The organism is Vibrio cidicii (assembly GCF_009665415.1).
Lineage (GTDB): Bacteria > Pseudomonadota > Gammaproteobacteria > Enterobacterales > Vibrionaceae > Vibrio > Vibrio cidicii.
Genome location: NZ_CP035922.1, coordinates 1,192,638 through 1,210,995 on the forward strand (window position 1 = coordinate 1,192,638; position 18,358 = coordinate 1,210,995).

General features: G+C 49.5%; 12 protein-coding genes and 1 pseudogene. 9 read left to right on the forward strand and 4 right to left on the reverse strand.

Annotation, left to right across the window (positions count from 1 at the left end; all coding sequences use genetic code 11):
- Positions 1 to 228 precede the first annotated feature (228 nt).
- On the reverse strand, positions 229 to 609 hold the full coding sequence (locus EWA64_RS20835) for a hypothetical protein (protein ID WP_061894350.1): 381 nt from the start codon (positions 607 to 609) through the stop codon (positions 229 to 231).
- Positions 610 to 875: 266 nt separating this feature from the next.
- Here EWA64_RS20835 and EWA64_RS20840 point away from each other — a divergent pair, with 266 nt between their 5' ends.
- The 9 genes and pseudogenes from EWA64_RS20840 to EWA64_RS20880 all read left to right on the forward strand — a co-directional run bounded on the left by EWA64_RS20840 (position 876) and on the right by EWA64_RS20880 (position 13,627).
- A complete protein-coding gene (locus EWA64_RS20840) occupies positions 876 to 1,226 on the forward strand; it encodes a hypothetical protein (RefSeq protein WP_425315134.1) in 351 nt (116 codons plus the stop codon).
- Positions 1,227 to 1,316: 90 nt separating this feature from the next.
- Positions 1,317 to 2,699, forward strand: a complete 1,383-nt coding sequence (locus tag EWA64_RS20845) for a TolC family protein (RefSeq protein WP_061894348.1) — start codon at positions 1,317 to 1,319, stop codon at positions 2,697 to 2,699.
- A gap of 4 nt (positions 2,700 to 2,703) precedes the next feature.
- Positions 2,704 to 4,413, forward strand: a complete 1,710-nt coding sequence (locus EWA64_RS20850) for an efflux RND transporter periplasmic adaptor subunit (protein ID WP_061894347.1) — start codon at positions 2,704 to 2,706, stop codon at positions 4,411 to 4,413.
- Positions 4,410 to 7,538, forward strand: coding sequence for an efflux RND transporter permease subunit (locus EWA64_RS20855; protein WP_061894346.1), 3,129 nt, complete (start codon positions 4,410 to 4,412; stop codon positions 7,536 to 7,538). The genes EWA64_RS20850 and EWA64_RS20855 overlap by 4 nt, the downstream gene beginning before the upstream one ends.
- Before the next feature lie 94 nt (positions 7,539 to 7,632).
- Positions 7,633 to 8,199, forward strand: coding sequence for a copper-resistant cuproprotein CopI (gene copI / locus EWA64_RS20860; protein ID WP_170320335.1), 567 nt, complete (start codon positions 7,633 to 7,635; stop codon positions 8,197 to 8,199).
- 164 nt (positions 8,200 to 8,363) lie between these two features.
- The gene (locus EWA64_RS20865; RefSeq protein WP_061894344.1) at positions 8,364 to 9,818 is read left to right on the forward strand and encodes an ATP-binding protein; all 1,455 of its coding nucleotides are present in this window, start codon (positions 8,364 to 8,366) and stop codon (positions 9,816 to 9,818) included.
- On the forward strand, positions 9,815 to 10,465 hold the full coding sequence (locus EWA64_RS20870; protein ID WP_061894343.1) for a response regulator transcription factor: 651 nt from the start codon (positions 9,815 to 9,817) through the stop codon (positions 10,463 to 10,465). Before EWA64_RS20865 ends, EWA64_RS20870 begins: the two co-directional genes overlap by 4 nt.
- A complete protein-coding gene (locus EWA64_RS20875) occupies positions 10,462 to 11,304 on the forward strand; it encodes a DUF2861 family protein (protein WP_061894342.1) in 843 nt (280 codons plus the stop codon). Before EWA64_RS20870 ends, EWA64_RS20875 begins: the two co-directional genes overlap by 4 nt.
- Before the next feature lie 88 nt (positions 11,305 to 11,392).
- Positions 11,393 to 13,627: pseudogene (locus tag EWA64_RS20880) on the forward strand (glycoside hydrolase).
- 73 nt (positions 13,628 to 13,700) lie between these two features.
- On the opposite strand, the gene EWA64_RS20885 reads toward EWA64_RS20880, so the two are convergent.
- The 3 genes from EWA64_RS20885 to EWA64_RS20895 form a co-directional block, all read right to left on the reverse strand.
- The gene (locus EWA64_RS20885) at positions 13,701 to 15,401 is read right to left on the reverse strand and encodes a methyl-accepting chemotaxis protein (protein WP_061894341.1); all 1,701 of its coding nucleotides are present in this window, start codon (positions 15,399 to 15,401) and stop codon (positions 13,701 to 13,703) included.
- A 261-nt stretch (positions 15,402 to 15,662) separates the two neighbouring features.
- Positions 15,663 to 16,673, reverse strand: coding sequence for a sensor domain-containing diguanylate cyclase (locus EWA64_RS20890; protein ID WP_061894340.1), 1,011 nt, complete (start codon positions 16,671 to 16,673; stop codon positions 15,663 to 15,665).
- Between the two features lie 83 nt (positions 16,674 to 16,756).
- Positions 16,757 to 18,337, reverse strand: a complete 1,581-nt coding sequence (locus EWA64_RS20895) for an ATP-binding cassette domain-containing protein (RefSeq protein WP_061894339.1) — start codon at positions 18,335 to 18,337, stop codon at positions 16,757 to 16,759.
- Positions 18,338 to 18,358 lie beyond the last annotated feature (21 nt).

The following is an 18,358-nucleotide window of genomic DNA, read 5'->3' on the forward strand; positions in this document are numbered from 1 at the left end:
TCCCTTTATTGCCTTTAGTTAGGCATTTCATCCATGACCCTATCTGGTCTGACCAATAGCTTAGCAACAAATTTGTACAACGTCAGCTATGCGCCACATTAACGAGGAAATAGTGTGGAGCGAGATTTAAGGCTCTGCTCTAGAAACAACCCCCCCCCAACCAACGTTGAGGGATTTTCTATTTTTTGACCTGAAAAGCGCGTTTAAGCTAACTCATTTCGCTCCGTGTCACTCACTATCCATATCGCAATCGGTACAACTTTGTAGGGCAATTTCGTGTTCGAACACGATTGTCTCGTTACCTTCTGCGGTGAGATCGGCGATTTCAGCCGCAACTTCTTGTTCATCTTCTTCTTCCACTTGATCCACCAGCTCTTCTTCTGAGTAGCCGTAGAAGTTAAGCAACAAGTAATCACGCGCTTCTTCTTTGGTACAAGTCACGTTGACCGCCAGATCAGGTTCCACATTGTCTTGTGCAGTAATTACGGCCACTTGGGCTAACACATCCTCTTTCATCGCTGCCGTTAACCAACCCAGATCCGTGCTGACGGTAGTTTTTTTACAGTTAAAACAAGGCAGTGGGTGAAAGTAATATTGGAAATCAGTCATAAGTCATTTCTTCTGTGAGTGTTGGATAGCAGAATTATGCGCGATTTCTCGCAAAATACTATCTCAATAGCGAAGGAAAACAGAATTGGGGCTCTGTGGCAAACTCGCGCTAACACGATGATGCAAAATCATCCTTTAGAACGCTTTTATGCTTGACCTTCCCCCAGGGTTAAGCTTTAAAGTACGGCTATCTTTTTCATTTAAGGCACGACATGCGTTTCTCTTCTGTTCGCATCTTCTGGATCTCACTCATCAGCATCTTTGCCATGCTGAGCTCAAGTTTTGCCTCCAGCGCGCCTTTAATGACTTTTCAAATGCTCAATGCATCCTCAATACAAACCGATGTCGCCTCTGCCTGTTCAATGACAATGGATGAGATGTCTTCTCATGCGATGCATATGCCCCCCTCTTCTGAGAAAAACAGTCACCCACCCTGTATGAATGATGACCTTGCCATTCATAGTTGCTGTACTGCAGCCTGCGTGAGTGTTTTTGCCTTTCTTCCACAAAGTAGCTACAGCCTACAAGCCCATTATCAGTTGGCGTTGATTCCGCATGAATCCTCCACATTGGTCATCCAAAGACAGCAATCTCTCTATCGCCCCCCGATAGCGTAATCCGATCATCGATATGTCGTATCACAAGCTCTAACGAGCTGTGGTGTGTATTTTCACGTCCCTTTTTGACGTGCAGATTGGATTATAAAAATGAAACCAAGCTTATTGGCGCTGTGTATCAGCGTTTCCGCTCTGGTTGCAACTCCAGTGATGGCGCAGTCTTCAACTGTAGCATCAGGTCAGTTGCTCTCACAGAGTGAACCTTTAATGCTGCTTATTGAACAGGCTCTGGCAAACGACGCCAGCCGCAAGCAGTTCTATGCCCAATCGCAAGCAATGCGAGAAACCGGTGTCGCCGCTGCGACTCTCATGGATCCCAAACTCAAAGTGGGTTTTGGTGGTTTACCTGTCGATAGCTTTAAGTTCGACGAAGACCCAATGACCAACATTTCTGTTGGTCTAATGCAGCAGTTTGAACGAGGTTCAACGCTAGACTTACAGAGTAAAAAAGCCACTCAGCAAGCTGATGGTATGGCGCTTCAAGTCGACACCCGCGAACGGGAAGTGGCCAACAGTATGACGCAGCTTTGGCTGGAACTCGGCTATCAGCAGCAAGCTGAACGCGTTCTACGTGAAAATCAGCGTTTAATGCGTGAGCTGGAAAGTTTCATCAGTACCAACTATTCAATTGGTAAGAGTGAAGCCCAAGACCTGCTCAACGCACAGTTGCAAGTCAGCCAATTAGAAGAAAAGCTGCAAGCCAACCAACAGATGCAACGTCGCATTCTGTCACAAATGTCTGAGTGGTTAGGTAGCGAATGGTTGGGGAAACAAACCATGCTGCAAGCAACCAATCAACTGAACTGGCAATCGCTCGATACTCTGCTCGCGTCGGTCAATAATGAGCAATACTTTTCACTTCTCGCACAACATCCGATGGTGCGAATGGCCGATGCCAGTATCGCCGTTAGCCAGACGCAGGTGGAACTGGCAGAGCAATCCTACACTCCGCAATTTGGTGTCGAAGTGATGTATGCGTATCGCCAAGCGAACAATATGAAAGGTGAGCCAGCCTCTGATTTGGTCAGTGCCTATTTAACCATGGATATTCCTCTGTTTACCGGCAACCGCCAAGATCGTAATCATGCTGCCGCACAATATCAGGTAGGTGCCGCTCAATCACAGAAAGATCTACTGCTCTCTCAGATGAATGCCAAGGTCAATGCACTGATGGTTGATCGAACCAATCTTGAACAGCGCCTTGAGCGCTACCAAACCACATTGGTAGAACAAGCTAAAGCTCGCACCAAAGCGATTGAGCGAGGCTACCAAAACAGTACCGCACAATTTAATGATGTGATTGCCGCCACTCGTGACGAGCTGGCCGTCGAACTGGAATCTCAACGACTCATCACCGACCTTAACCAAGTGAACAGCAACCTCAGCATGCTACTTGGTGGTTTTAACTATGTCGTTGCTAAACCAGAACTCACCCATATCGATGCCACTCGTCAGCAATCAGCAAAGGAATAAAATCATGAAAACACTACAAGTTGCCACTATTGCCCTTTTGGTTGGCGGTGCTGTCGGATTCGCAGCAAACCGTTATTTGAGTGGCCACGATATGAGTGCAATGGCCTCAACAAGCAGTGCTCAAAGCAGCAATGAGCCTCTGTATTGGGTTGCTCCTATGGACCCAAACTACAAACGTGACAAGCCAGGAAAATCGCCAATGGGCATGGACCTCATCCCTGTTTATGCGGAAGATTTAGCCGGTGCGAATGACAAAGCAGGCACTGTGAAAATCGATCCATCGGTTGAAAACAATCTCGGCGTCAAATCCGATAGCGTGACACTGGCCAAGCTATCTCCACGTATTGAAACCGTTGGTTATATCGCCTTTGACGAAAGTAAACTCTGGCAAACCAACGTCCGTGTTTCCGGCTGGGTAGAAAAACTCTACATCAATGCCGTGGGAGAACAGGTGAAAAAAGGCGATGTCCTCTTTACGCTTTACTCTCCCGAACTGGTTAAAGCGCAAGAAGAGCTGCTCAATGCCAAACGCACTGGCCGCGATGGGCTCGTCAAGGGCGCGACAGAACGACTCCTCTCACTCGGTGTGGATCGCGAGCAGATAAACCAAGTCCTTCGCCGCGGTAAAGCATCGCAAACCATCGAAGTCAAAGCGTTAGCCAATGGTGTTATCGCCAGCCTAAACATTCGTGAAGGGGGCTATTTGTCTCCCGCTCAAGCCGTCATCAGTGCTGGCCCCCTCAACGAAGTTTGGGTGGATGCGGAAGTGTTCGAGCGACAAGCGCACTGGCTAACCAACGGTAGCCAAGCCAGCATGACGTTGGATTCATTGCCCGGTAAAGAGTGGCAAGGAGCTATCGACTATGTTTACCCTATTCTCGACCCAAAAACACGCACGCTACGTATGCGCCTGAAGTTTGCCAATCCCAATGGTGAACTCAAACCCAACATGTTTGCCAACATCACACTGCAACCCGTGAGTGACTCCGACGTTCTGACGATTCCGAAATCCTCAGTGATTCGCTCTGGTGGCATGACACGTGTTGTCCTAGCGGAAGGCGAAGGTAAATACCGCTCGGCGCGCATCGAAATTGGACGCGAAGCGGGTGATAAAATCGAAGTGCTGCAAGGTTTAACCATCAATGATCGCATTGTAACTTCTGCGCACTTTATGCTCGACTCTGAATCCAGTCAAAGCGCAGATCTCTCTCGTATAAACGGGGTTGAAGCAGCGGCAGAAACCGCATGGGCAAAAGGTGAAATCACCGATCTAATGGCAGATCACGGCATGTTAACCATTAACCACCAGCCCGTACCTGAATGGAACTGGCCAGGCATGACCATGAACTTCAACGCCGCGCAAGGTGTAGACCTGAGTGCGCTACAAAAAGGCCAAGCGATTGAGTTTGAAATGGAGAAAACCCCCGAAGGCCAATACCAAATTATTGCGGTGAAAGCAGACAACAGCGTCATCGTTAACGAAGTCTGGTTAAGTGGTGATGTCTCAATGCTGATGGCGGATTTTGGCATGGTTACCCTCTCCCACCTTCCCGTCGCGGAATGGAACTGGGATTCAGGTGAAATGAACTTCTCCGTAGGTGAAGAGATCAATTTGTCGGGCTTTGAAGAAGGGCAGAAAGTACGATTTCTAGTAGCGAAACAGGGCTCAGAGTACGTTTTAAAACAGCTTGAAGTATTGGGAGGTAAACAATGATTCCTGCCATTATTCGCTGGTCACTCAACAACCGCTTTCTGGTGTTGATTGCCACCGTATTACTGACTCTTGGTGGTTTGTATAGCGTCAAAAATACCCCCGTTGACGCTCTACCCGACCTTTCCGATGTCCAGGTGATCATCAAAACCAGTTACCCAGGTCAAGCGCCACAGGTCGTGGAAGACCAAGTCACCTATCCACTCACCACCGCCATGTTAGCGGTACCGGGTGCAGAAACGGTGCGCGGTTACTCGTTTTTTGGTGATTCATACGTCTACATCATCTTCAATGATAAGACCGACATGTATTGGGCTCGCTCACGCGTATTGGAATACTTAAGCCAAGTCGCGCCAAAATTACCCGCGAATGCCAAACCTACCCTCGGTCCAGACGCAACAGGTGTGGGCTGGATATACAGCTACGTGCTGCAAGACAAAACAGGAAAGCATGACTTAGCCCAACTACGAAGCCTACAGGACTGGTTCCTAAAGTATGAGCTGCAAACGGTCGAAGGGGTCTCTGAAGTCGCCACCGTTGGCGGCATGGTCAAGCAGTATCAAGTGCAAATTGATCCCGCGAAATTGCGCGCATACAACCTGACTTTGCAACAAATCAACATGGCCATCCAAAACGGCAACCAAGAAAGCGGTGCGTCCGTGATTGAGGTAGCAGAAGCCGAGCACATGGTGCGCACGACAGGCTATCTCACCAGTATCGAGGATATTCAGTCACTGCCACTCAAGGTGACCGACAAGGGTACGCCACTGCTATTGGGGGATATTGCCGATATCAATATTGGCCCACAAATGCGTCGTGGTATCTCTGAGTTTAATGGTGAAGGGGAAGCCGTAGGCGGCGTTATTGTCATGCGCTTTGGCGAAAACGCGAGCGAAGTGATTGATAACGTCAAAGCCAAGCTGGCCGATCTGCAACGCAGCCTGCCAGAAGGGGTCGAAATCGTCTCCACCTATGACCGTTCAACGTTAATCAATGCTGCGGTAGAGAACCTTTGGAAGAAACTGGCGGAAGAGTTCATCGTCGTAGCGATTGTCTGTGCGCTGTTCCTGTTCCACATCCGTTCTTCCTTGGTCATCGCGCTTAGCCTGCCTGTCGGTATTCTCTCTGCCTTTATTGTCATGCACTGGCAAGGGATTAACGCCAATATCATGTCTCTCGGTGGTATCGCGATTGCGATTGGTGCCATGGTGGACGGGGCAATCGTAATGCTCGAAAACGTGCACAAGCACATCGAACGAACACCACTCACGGACAAAAACCGTTGGCAAGTGATTGGCAAAGCAGCCGAAGAAGTCGGTGCGCCGCTGTTCTTCTCACTGCTTATCATTACGTTAAGCTTTGTGCCCGTGTTCGCTCTTGAAGGTCAAGAAGGCAAAATGTTCTCGCCACTTGCCTTCACCAAAACCTACGCAATGGCGGCAGCGGCAGGTCTGGCGATTACGCTTGTGCCTGTGCTCATGGGGTACTTTATTCGTGGTAAGGTACTGCCTGAACACAAAAACCCTGTCAACAAAGGGTTGGTTTCGCTCTATCGCCCACTGCTAAGCTTAAGTCTTAAGTACCCAAAATCGATGATCGTGCTGGCATTGGGACTGATGGCATCGGCTTATTACCCGACCAGTCACTTGGGCAGTGAATTTATCCCACCATTGGATGAAGGCGACTTGATGTACATGCCAACCACTTATCCGGGTATTTCCATCGGTAAAGCGCGTGAGCTGTTGCAACAAACCAACAAGCTGATCAAAACCGTACCGGAAGTGGAAACGGTGTGGGGCAAAATTGGCCGTGCCGATACCGCAACCGATCCCGCGCCACTGACCATGATCGAGACGGTTATCCAGCTCAAACCGCGCGACCAATGGCGTGAAGGCGTAACGACAGAATCACTTCGCAAGGAGTTTGATAACCTTGTTCAGTTCCCGGGCTTAACCAACGCATGGGTGATGCCCATCAAAACCCGCATCGACATGCTTGCCACAGGCATCAAAACACCGATCGGCATTAAGATCGCCGGTCCTGATTTGAAAGTGATCGAGCAGATCGGCTCACAACTCGAACCGCTCCTCAAAGGCGTGCAAGGCACCGCGTCTGTTTACGCTGAGCGTGTTGCGGGTGGACGTTATGTCACCATCGACATCAAACGTAAAGCGGCAGCACGTTACGGTTTGAGTATTAAAGATGTTCAACAAGTGATTTCCACCGCGGTTGGCGGCATGAACGTGGGAGAAACCATTGAAGGTCTGGAACGTTACCCCATCAATGTGCGTTATCCGCAAGACTACCGTGATTCCGTGGTCAAACTGCAAAACCTACCACTGGTAACGCCCAACGGAGCACGCATTGCACTCGCCGACGTGGCAGACATTCGCTATGAAGATGGCCCACCGATGATCAAAACCGAAAACGCACGTCCAAATGGCTGGGTGTTTGTCGATATTGATGGTCGCGATTTAGGTTCCTACGTACAAGAAGCGCAACAAGTGGTAGCAGAGCAGCTTGAACTTCCTGCTGGTTACTCACTTGCTTGGTCTGGTCAGTATGAATATATGGAACGCGCCAAAGAGCGACTCAGTGTCGTGGTGCCAATTACTTTAGCCATCATCATGCTGCTGTTGTACTTCAGCTTCCGCCGCGTTGGTGAAGTGCTGATCATTATGGCGACATTACCACTCGCAATGGTGGGAGGCCTATGGCTGATGCATTACCTCGGTTACAACTTCTCCATTGCGGTAGGGGTCGGCTTTATCGCACTAGCCGGGGTGGCGGTGGAAATCGGTGTCATCATGCTCGTCTACCTCAACCAAGCATGGCATTACAAAAAGCTTCACGCTGAAGAAAACAAGCAAGCGCTTAAGCCACAAGATCTCACCGATGCGATCCGCGAAGGCGCTGGCTTACGTGTACGCCCAGTCATGATGACGGTTCTAACGGTGATTATTGGCCTTATCCCAATCATGTACGGTGAAGGCACGGGCTCTGAAGTGATGCAGCGCATCGCAGCCCCGATGATTGGCGGCATGGCTTCGGCACTTCTGCTCACGCTATTGGTTCTCCCTGCCATATTCAAGTTATGGAAAAGCAAAGAACTGACCAAAACCGAATAGAAAATCAGGGGCAGTACTGACTGCCCCCTTAACAAAACAATCAACAACAGAACACAAAAGAACACGACTTAAAAAGGAAAAAACCATGAACAAGATGACAAAAACACTGATTGCAGCCGCACTGACTTTCTCTGCCACCGCAGTATTTGCGAACACCATGGATCACTCAAAAATGGACCATTCTAAGATGGAGCATGAAAAAGTGGACCACAGTAAAATGGATCATGGCAACATGAAAGAAGGCAGCATGAAGATGGACCACTCGAACATGATGGGAATGGAAGGCATGTCGGATGTTGGTATGCCAGCCAAAGGTTCAAAACCAGACAAAATCGTGCATGTGATTTTGAGCGATGACATGAAAATCACCTTTAAAAAAGAAGTCACAATTGAGCCAAACGACGTAGTGCAGTTCGTTGTCATGAACACCGGTAAAATCGACCATGAGTTTTCTATCGGCTCTATGGCTGAACAGCTTGAACACCGCGAAATGATGAAAAAAATGGGAAATCACACTCATGACAGCGGCAGCACCGTGACCGTTCAACCCGGCAAAGCAAAACAACTGATGTGGCATTTCCACGGCGATAACAAAGTCGAGTTTGCATGTAACATTCCAGGCCACGCCGAAGCGGGTATGGTGAAAAGCATCGAGTTATAAAGCCATCGTTTTACTTTTAATCAATCGAGCGGTGGTTCTCCTACCTAAAGTAGAAAGTCTGCCGCTCGTTTTGCTCTGAATGACACATTTGTTGACATACAGATTACAAATCTCCGTCTTGAGACACTACTATTGGCATGAACCCAATTCTAAGTGTTTAGATCATGACCTTGCTGCTGACTCACCGCTGGTTAAGCCTCTTACTGTGTAGCTTATGGGCAGTTCCCACACTGGCCAGTATTGACCTGCCTGAAACTCAGCGTTGGTCGATTTTTTATCGCGTGGCGCTTGAGCAGCAAAGCACGCCACTGGTGGCTAGCCAAACCCTCAATCAATACCCGTTAGCGCTCCTCAGCAGTCACAGTCAATATCCTGATTTTACTCAATATACGTGGCAAGACATCGCAGATTTAGCCGCCACGGCCAAGCAGTGCCAGCCGCTCAACTCCTCTTCGCCGTATTTGGCGAAAGCGGTCGAATTTGAGTTGGCGTTATGTCGCCAAACGCCGCTCGGCGCAGAGTGGTTTCAGCGTGTTGCGTGGCAACATCCGGCGGGAGGCAGCTACGCAGATCGCTATATTGAGCACTTACCGGATGCAGAGCAGGCAACCTTTGCCTCTGCGCACCCAACACGTTTCACCTTGGCGAGCCGCTATCATCCGTTACATACCTTGTGGCAACGACCGGGCGCTGCCGGAGTGGATGCACTGCTCAACGGCTTTCGCCTGTATCTTGCGCCAAATGATGAACTGTGGCTAAGCAGCGAAGCGGGCTGGCATGTGCTTTCGAGCGTGCAGTGGCGCGCACTCACCGCACCACTGCCATTCACGCTTGAGCCTTATCAAGCGCACAAGCCTTGCGATGAGCGTTACAGCAACCTCTGCTTTAATCAGCGCGTGAGCAGTCATGCGCTGCTGTATAGCGGTTTGGTGATCGGAGTGTTGCTTGCGTTTGGCGCTGCGCTGCGTTCACTTTGGCTGCGCTATCAAGAAGGGCGCGAGCGGCGCTTTATTTTGCAACTGCTGACTCACGAACTGCGCACGCCCATCACCAGTTTAGGGTTTACCGTCGAATCACTACGCGGCCAATTTGATGAGTTATCCCCCAAGGCGCAAGAGAGCTTAGGGCGATTAATGGCCGATCATCAGCGGCTAGCACAACTGAGCGAAACCAGTCGCCACTACTTGAGCCCGAGCCACGACACCATGGCTCGCCACCCAGCGCAGTTGAGTGAATTTATCGAGCATTGTATCGAGGGCTTTGAGGTTGAGCTTCATCTTAAACACGACCCAATGCTCGAACTGCCCTATTACTGGCTTGGGCTGTGCATCACCAACTTACTTAGCAATGCCAAGCAACATGGCGCGCCGCCCATTCGCCTTACGGTGAGCTTAGTTGCACAAACGCTGCGCATTGAAGTGAAAGATTACGGTGAATTTCCCTCTTTCTACCAACGTCTGTACAAACGCTTCTCGATGCCCCGAAGCATAATCTCTCGTCCAAGCACGGATAACATGGGGGTTGGCTTGCAGTTGGTGCGAAAACTCATCACCCAAATGGGCGGCAAACTGGTTATCCGTCGTCATCCCACCCGTTGTATTTTGGAGCTGCCGCTATGAAGCGTATTTTGCTGATTGAAGATGACACCTTACTCGGCCAAGGTCTGCGCGATTATCTGCATGACCATGGTTATGCATGCGAGTGGGTAACGCAGAGCCAACAGGTCGAAAAGCACTGGTTCAGTACCGATCTGGTGATTTTAGATCGGCAGTTGCACGATGGTGATAGCCTGAAACATCTGCCGTACTGGTTAATGCTCAAAGCCCTGCCAGTGATCGTACTGACCGCCAAAATTGAAGTGGAGCAACGGATTGAAGGGCTCAAAGCGGGGGCGAAAGATTATGTGCTCAAGCCCTTTTCCCACCAAGAGTTGCTGGCACGCATCGAAGCGCAACTGCGCCCGCTCGGCAGTAGCGTACTCAGCTACGCGGATATTGTGGTCGATGTGGCCAATCGCTCTGTACTTAATAACCAAACGCCGGTTGAACTCAAACCGAAAGAGTTTCAACTGCTGCTGATGCTACTGCAAAATCCGGGGCGCGTTTATCACCGTGATGAGCTGCTCAATCTTATTTGGGGTTATCAATATTTCCCGACCACGCGCACCGTGGATAACCACATTTTGCATTTGCGGCAAAAACTGCCGCAACTGGATATCGAGACCCTGCGCGGTGTCGGTTATCGCCTCAAAGTAGCCGCCGTATGATCTGCGCCTCTTTTCGCAATCACATTGTGCGACTTGGCATACTCAGTGCGTTAGTAAGCGTGTTGATAAGTGGCGCTGCGATAGCGAAAACGCCGCCAAGCCCCACCCATGCTTGGTTTCGCACCACACCACTGCAAAGCAGTTATCAGCTATTGGTTGATGGGCATCCCACGCAAGCGTGGCACGAGCTCATCCACACACTGTCTACCACGCCCGTAGCCGAGGATTTTTGGCAACCCATCAAAGAGGCTATCCTCAGTCAAACCCAGTGTGGACAGGCACTTCCAAGCACATCGCCTAACGATCTCGCGATTGCGGTGACTTTTATTCATAAGTTCAATCAGACCTTTCAAGGCTACCAAGTGAGGCTGAGCGCCGAAAACCTCAGCCAGCCGCTGGCGGTGCGTCTGACTTCTGCACAAGGTGCAACGGTGTTAGAAACGGAGCTTGCGCCTGCCGATTACGCCGAAGTGGAAAGTCGCGATCTGCTTTCGCCGTATGCCGCAGGTGTCTATTGGCTCACTTTGGGCGAGCAGCGCATGGCGCTGCTGATTTCGGCCCCTTCCAGCACACCGTGGATTGAACAATCCAGCGCGGCCGATCTCACTATCCGCTTCCCCTCCACGCCTTCGGGCTGCGCATCGTCACTGGCTCGTTGGCAATTTTTTGATCAAAACTTTACCCTGCTGCACTCACAAACCATCAACCGTGATCAGCCCCCAGCCCCACCTTCTGCCCCTTCTCAAGCGCGCTGGCGTAGTCTCAGCATCACTCAAAGTGAATACCAAGGCACTATTCGCGTTGAGCAAATGCAGCGCCTCACGATACCCATTGACTAAGTTCAGGCAAAAGTGAGAAAGACATACTGGTGACAAAACCTATCGACGGACAAGGTTAAATATCTGGGTTATTCGATAGGAGACCGATATGAAATTCACCTTTTCCCCACTGGGGCTACTGCTGCTGGTGAGCGCGCCGAGCTTTGCGTTGACCTTAGAACAGGGCGATCAGCACTGGCAAATTGACCCAGCTACGCTTGCCATCAGCCTTAAGCTAGACTCGCAAACTTTCACCATCAACCAAGGCAGCTTGCAGATTGATGGGCAGACTCAACAGGCAACGCAAGTAACCCAAAGCGCCGAGCAAGCAACATGGACACTCAAGCCAAGTGGCGTGCAAGTGTCTGCGCAGTTGCAACAAGGGTTGAACATCCACTTTCGCTGGCCAAGTGCTAGTGGGATTGAACGCCAAGCACCCAAAGCACTGCGCAGGTTTGATCTCAGTGAAGCATCGACCCAAACGCTATTACTGCCGTTTGATGAAGGAATGCGAGTGCCGACCGATAACCCGACTTGGACACGCTATTTGATAGACAATCATTCGGGCTCCAATACCACGCAAGATCTCAAAATGCCGTTCTGGAGCGCGCAGCAGGGCGAACGATTCATCAGCTATCAACTGCTCAACGCCACCAATAACCAGCTGCACTTTAATGAGCAGCAAGGCAAGTTGGACGTGAAAGCCGAGCACTGGTTTACCCCGCTGAACCAAAGTGAGCCTTTTAGCGTGCGCATCACCGTGGGCGATGAGATGCTGGCCGGAGCCAAAGCGTATCGCGACTGGCGCGAAGCCGCGGGGCTGCGTGTTTCACTTGCGGAAAAACGCAAGGCAAATCCGCAGATCGAAAAAATGATTGGTGCAAGCCACGTCTATCTGTTCGGGCGTGATTTAATCGCAGAGCAAGATGTGGTGGATTGGTGGGGACTGCGCGATTGGTTTTGGCGCTCTGAGTTTACCCCTTAACCAGAATTACAAAAGGAATTGGCGAGCCTAAAAAAAGGCCAAGATTGGCTTAATCAGTATCAGAAAAAATTGCTGGTCGGTGAGATAAACCAAGCCTTGAACCAAAAGTTCAGCGCCGCTCCATCGTCCATTCAAGCGCAGTACCAAGCCGCGCAGCAGCGCAAAGTGTGGCTGACTGAACACGCAGGCGCATACCTCAAACCAAGCGATCAATGGGGACAAGGGTTAGCGCAACCCATGATCAGCACTCTTCAGCAAGCGGGATTAAGCAAACTCTGGCTAGGTCTCGATAACTGGATGCCCGCTTTTTATCAGCCGCAAGTGGTCGATAGCGCCAAACAAGCCGGTTATTTGATTGGCGTGTATGACTCATACAATACTGCGATTGAAAAAGGCATCAACGACAGTTGGCTGACCGCGCAGCTGCCGGATCGCATGCGCGAAAACTGCGCGATTGAAAAAGCTGATGGCACGTTGCAACTGGGCTTTCGCGGTAACGGCTTTTATCTCAATCCCGCCTGTGAACTCAGTTACGTTAAACAGCGCGTGCAAGATATTCTCCATTTGGGGCGCTTTAACAGCCTGTTTCTCGATGTGGATGGCACCGCCATGGCGCGGGAAGATTACCGCTCGCGCAACAACGAAACCGCGATGCTGGCTGCGTTTAACACCCGAATGCAGGATATTGCAAACACGCCGACGCTGATTTTGGGATCGGAAGATGGCAATGCCCTGACCACTCAAGGGCTGGTGTTTGCTCATGGTATGGAAACAGTCGGCTTTGGCTGGACAGACCAAGCGATGAAGAGTGACAAGCAGTCACCTTATTATTTGGGCAACTGGTATCCCGATGAAAAACCGGATTTTTTCTTTAAATCGGCGCAAGTTAAAGAGCCCTACCGCAGCTTACTGTTTGCTCCAGAGTACAAAGTGCCGCTCTATCAAACGGTGTTTCATGACGAGCTGATCAGTAGCCACCACTGGCACAGCGACAGTTTGAAGTTTACCAATGTCAAAGCCGTGCGTGATTTGCGTGCCATGCTGTTTAACACTCCGGCGATGGTGCATTTAAGCCGCGATGAAACGCATAAAAACTCCGCGCGTATCGAGCAGCTCAAACACTATCAACAAGGTTTTTTGCCCTTGCATGAGCAGTTGTGGGATAAAGCCTTGGTCGATTTTCGCTGGCTGGATAAGCAAGGCCAAGTGCAACAAACGCGCTTTAGTGATGGCTCGATTCTCAGTGCAAATTTTAGCGCGCAGCCGTTTAAGCTAACAGGAGGAGAAGTGATCGCGCCACACACTCTGATGGCCAAGCTAAGTAATGGGAAAACACTGACTTGGGCACCAATGCCATAAGTGCGGGATCTACGCTCAGTATGAAGGGCAAAGAAAAGCCGCCGCTCACTTTGTGGGCCAGCAGCGGCTTTATTCATATTGACTGTTTGACTACAAACTTGCCCATAAGCATTTTCAATGCTTGTGCTTGCTGCGCTAAGTCCTCACTGGCTTGGGATGTCTCATTTGAACTCATCATTACAATTTCACCAGCGTCGCGAATACCGTTGAGGTTGCTACTTATTTCTTCGGCAGATACCGCCTGCTCTTCACTCGCTGCTGCAACTTGGGTATTCGCTTCCATCAATTCAGCAAGCGCATTTGAAATCACATCCAACTGCGCTTTCGCTTCTTCGATAGACGCAAAACTACTCTCGATCTTTTCATCGCTAGAGTGGATCATATCTACCGCCGTACCAGCGCGCACAACCAGGGTGTTGATCAGATTACCGATTTCCTGTGTCGCGTGTTGGCTTCTCGAGGCAAGCGCACGCACTTCATCCGCCACCACGGCAAAGCCTCGTCCTTGTTCACCAGCACGAGCCGCTTCTATTGCCGCATTCAGCGCGAGCAAGTTAGTCTGCTCAGCAATGCCTTCGACCACCATGACAAAGTTTTGGATCTGCTCGGTACTAGTTTGTAGCTCTTCTATGATTTTTTGCGAACTTTGCGCGCTTTCCACTAACTCTTTAGACAGGGACTGGGTTTGACTAATCACAACGCAAGTTTGTTTAGCATTTTCATCCGCTCTTGCTGTCGACATCGTGGCCTCTTCGGCACTACTAGCAACCTCGGTAATGCTCGCGGCCATTTGATGCATCGCACTCGCTACTTGATCCATATTCTGCTGCTGTTTCGATACAGAACGTCTGTTGCTTTCAGCAACAGCATTTAATTCAACCACCGTCGAAGCTATTGTGTTGGCCCTATCCATGACCTCTCCGACCATGCTTTCAAGCGCTTGAGCCATACTGTTCATGTGTGTTAGTAACTGACCGATTTCATCTTTGGAATCCACCTGAGCTCGCTGGGTGAGATCGCCATGAGCGATTTTGTAAGCGAGATTTCTTGCATAGGCAACCGATCTAACAATCTGCTTGCTAAACAACAGACCCAATGTTGCGCCGAACGCTAACGCAAACAAAGAGAGGAGCAACATACCGCTAAGTGCTTCTTTTTCTTCCTGTTCGGCGATATAGATCGATTGAATCGTTGCCGCTTCAATTTTGCCCAACACCTCAACTAAATGATGATCCAGTTGCTCTGTATAGGCCTCTAACTCTGCGGCTAAGGTAACGAGTTCAGCCGCAGCAACGCCTTTGTGCAACTCTTCCAGCAGTTTATTCAGTTGACGCTCAAAACTTGCTTGTTCTTGCTGCAACGCTTGAAAATCTCGCTCTAAGTTTTGTAAATAACGTTGAACTTCTGGCATGACGTTTTGTTGTAAAGCGATGTTTAGCGCCTGGTTGGCTTTCTCTAGTTCTAGCCGCCCCTTGTCGACACCGAGTCGCAACTTGTTGAGATATTGCTGTTGTTCGTTCGCAGAGGACTCAAGCGGGATCTGGGAGAAACGCAGCAACTTTTCCAGCATGACTGCACTTTCAAGTTGGTGAACCGCTAAGTCAGTAACGACTTTGGTCAAAGGAATATTATTATTGGCGATGCTATCTATCTCTAGAGCAACTTTCTCCATTTTGGTGACCGCAAACGCAGAGACAAGAATGATGAGGCTGAGCAGTGCGCCAACCAAGCTACTCATTTTTTGCGTTATCGTTAAATTGTTCAACCATTTCATATTCATTTGTCCTTGCGTAAATAAAACCAACTTGGTAAATGCTAGCCCCACATCCAAAGCTCGAAAACTCTATAAGCCAGACGACTGAAGTCGTTCTAATTCACGCATCATCCAAAGTGTTAAGCAGATACCTCTCACTTTTTTGATTCTTTCATTTTAGAACACAATTAAAGTAGAACAAGCTAATTAAGCAATGAATGAATAATACTTTAGGCGAATAAAAAGCCAGTCACTGAGACTGGCTGTCATTGAAAATGAGGTTCAGGAGACTGAGCTTTGTCGCAATTTACGCCGCTGCTTCTTACAAAGATACATCGCCTCATCTGCTTCAGAGAGCAACGCTTCAACCGAGTCTCCGCAGAGATGTTGCAACCGTGTAGCCGCTCCCCAACTGTACTCAATTGGCGGAATACCCGATTCGCCTTGAGAGTTAAGGCTCTCCTCCAAACGCTGAATCGTGCTAGCCACGTCATAATGGCCGCCATGTTGGACCAGAGCACAGAATTCATCGCCGCCTAATCGACAAGCCACATCCTGAGAACAGCAAATCGACTCAGCCAAACTGTAAGAAAATTGCCGCAGTACCTCGTCGCCAACATCGTGACCGAACTGATCGTTGATCTGCTTAAAACCATCTAGATCAAAATAGATCAGCGTATAGCCGTCATGACTTAGGCTACTGACCGACAATATGCGCAGCGCTTCTTGATAGAAGCCGCGTCGATTCATCAAACCAGTGAGCTCGTCGACAATCGCTAATCCACTGCTCTTAAGCTCGGTCTCCAGAATACGCGCCAAATCACTGAGCGCTTGTACCTGTTCAGTCGAAAGTTGGTGCGGCTTTTTATCAATAACACACAGAGTGCCAAGACGGTGAATACCATCAATAGCGATAGGAAAACCAGCGTAGGCACGTATAAAAGGCTCGTGTAGAACTAAGGGATTATCTTTAAAACGCTGGTCATCAAATACATCGCTGATAATCAGCGGCTCAGAACCTTGGATTGCGTGAGTGCAAAAAGAAGAGTCTCTGTCTGTTTGACACACATCCAAGCCAGCACGAGACTTAAACCATTGCCGATTGCTGTCGACCAAACTTATCAAGGCAATATCACTACCAGCGATAAATTTAGCCAAACGAGTAAAACGCTCGAAACGCTCTTCTCGCTCTGTATCGAGAATTTTCAGCGAGTGCAGCAGCGCGACTCTTCGCTTCTCATATTTCACGTCCATCGACTGCAGATTCCGTTGCACAATTTCCTCTTTGCTCATGATTGCTCGTTAACCTTAAGTCTAGCCCAAATTCCGCCTCCGTCATCCTTGACAGAGCACTTACCTTTGACCATAACGCCTCACTAGCCGAGCGACTCCACTTTGCACTCTTTGTCCAATTTTGCGGCCTCAACGAAATAGTCATCGTGACTGACGAGAATCAAAGCACCACGATAATCGCGCAGCGCGGCGGCTAAGACTGTTTTCGACTCGATATCTAAGTGGTTATCGGGTTCGTCCAATAGCAGCAAAGGATCGCCGTCAACATGGCTAACCATCAGCATCGCCAGTTTCATTTTTTCCCCACCACTCAGATGTCGCGCTTGTCGATGTACCGAGTCACCACGAAAGCCGATCCCGGCCAGCAGCAAACGAGCATCCCCCTCTCCTAAGCTTGGACAAAAATTCGCGAGATTTTCCAGCAAAGTGTCTTCAAGCTCAAGCAAGCTGTAATACTGATCTAAATAAACCACCGATCTGTTGAGTTTGATTTGTCCTTGATACTCTTGATGTTGTCCATCAATCGCTTTAAGTAAGCGACTTTTTCCACTGCCATTGGCACCACTTAGACGCAGGTGCTCAAATTGCCTAACTTGAAAATCCAATAACGGATGATTTGCGCCGCATGAGCGATAACGCTCAACACTCAGCAGCAGCCGGTTTTTACTGCCCTCAACATCAGCCAGATAGATTGTCGTTGGCGATTCGAGCACTCGTTTTGCGGACAAACTCAACAACTGCTGCTGATTACGTTTCAGTTGATTTTGCCCATTGATGACAGCTGCAGAGCGACTTTTTTCCGCACTGTTTTTTTTGCCATCCATCAATATCTTCGGCTGGCTACCTGTTCTTAGCGCTTTGCGCCCCTGAGCTGCGCGCTGTTGCGCTTTTTCACGGCTTTTTTGCAACTCTCGAGCAATCGATTTTTGCTCACTTTTCAGTTGGGCGACTTTTCTCTCTAGTGCTTGTTGCTGTAATTGCCACTGGCTATGGTACGCCGCATAGTTACCTTCAAACCAATGCAGCCCTTCTGAAGTCAAACGCGCGATACGATCCATCTCCATCAACAAAGCGCGATCATGACTGGCGACTAAAACTGGACGCTGTTCTTTTCGCAACTGAGTTATCAGCCACTCTCTGCTCAATGTGTCGAGATGATTGGTGGGCTCATCCAACACTAAGGCATCACTTGACGCCAGAAACAAGCGCTTGAGCTTTAAAAGAGTAAACTGCCCGCCGCTCAGTTCACGGCAGCTCGCATCAGGTGGCAGCGTGATTCTCAGCTCATCTAATGTGCTTTGTATCGTTTCAACGATGTTCCACTGCTCACCAAGTTGGGTAAAGTGTTCAGTGTCCACACTCCCAGCCTCAATGGCGCGAAAAGCCGCAAGCGGTTCTGCCATGCCTAAGTAGGTCGCAATCGTTGCATCACGTTCTTGCTCTTGAGAATTTTGCTCGAAATAGCCTATCGTTGCACCAACGTGAACATGGCCTGTTGTTGCAGTGAGTTTGCCGATGAGTAGTTGTAGCAAGACAGATTTTCCGATGCCATTGCGCCCGACTAAACCCGTTTTTCCAGCGGGTAAATGAAGATCCAGCGAATGGAATAACCACTCACCACTATTTAATTGAAAGCTCAACTGATGAGCATGAATATTGGGCATGAGACCCCCTTACTATTAAAA

Excerpts from the sequence above, each read along its gene's own strand:
- EWA64_RS20845 (WP_061894348.1), top strand. The coding sequence starts at position 1,317 with ATGAAACCAAGCTTATTGGCGCTGTGTATCAGCGTTTCCGCTCTGGTT.
- EWA64_RS20890 (WP_061894340.1), bottom strand. The coding sequence starts at position 16,673 with ATGAGCAAAGAGGAAATTGTGCAACGGAATCTGCAGTCGATGGACGTG.
- EWA64_RS20895 (WP_061894339.1), bottom strand. The coding sequence starts at position 18,337 with ATGCCCAATATTCATGCTCATCAGTTGAGCTTTCAATTAAATAGTGGT.
- EWA64_RS20840 (WP_425315134.1), top strand. The coding sequence starts at position 876 with ATGCTGAGCTCAAGTTTTGCCTCCAGCGCGCCTTTAATGACTTTTCAA.
- copI (WP_170320335.1), top strand. The coding sequence starts at position 7,633 with ATGACAAAAACACTGATTGCAGCCGCACTGACTTTCTCTGCCACCGCA.
- EWA64_RS20835 (WP_061894350.1), bottom strand. The coding sequence starts at position 609 with ATGACTGATTTCCAATATTACTTTCACCCACTGCCTTGTTTTAACTGT.
- EWA64_RS20865 (WP_061894344.1), top strand. The coding sequence starts at position 8,364 with ATGACCTTGCTGCTGACTCACCGCTGGTTAAGCCTCTTACTGTGTAGC.
- EWA64_RS20885 (WP_061894341.1), bottom strand. The coding sequence starts at position 15,401 with ATGAAATGGTTGAACAATTTAACGATAACGCAAAAAATGAGTAGCTTG.
- EWA64_RS20850 (WP_061894347.1), top strand. The coding sequence starts at position 2,704 with ATGAAAACACTACAAGTTGCCACTATTGCCCTTTTGGTTGGCGGTGCT.
- EWA64_RS20875 (WP_061894342.1), top strand. The coding sequence starts at position 10,462 with ATGATCTGCGCCTCTTTTCGCAATCACATTGTGCGACTTGGCATACTC.
- EWA64_RS20870 (WP_061894343.1), top strand. The coding sequence starts at position 9,815 with ATGAAGCGTATTTTGCTGATTGAAGATGACACCTTACTCGGCCAAGGT.
- EWA64_RS20855 (WP_061894346.1), top strand. The coding sequence starts at position 4,410 with ATGATTCCTGCCATTATTCGCTGGTCACTCAACAACCGCTTTCTGGTG.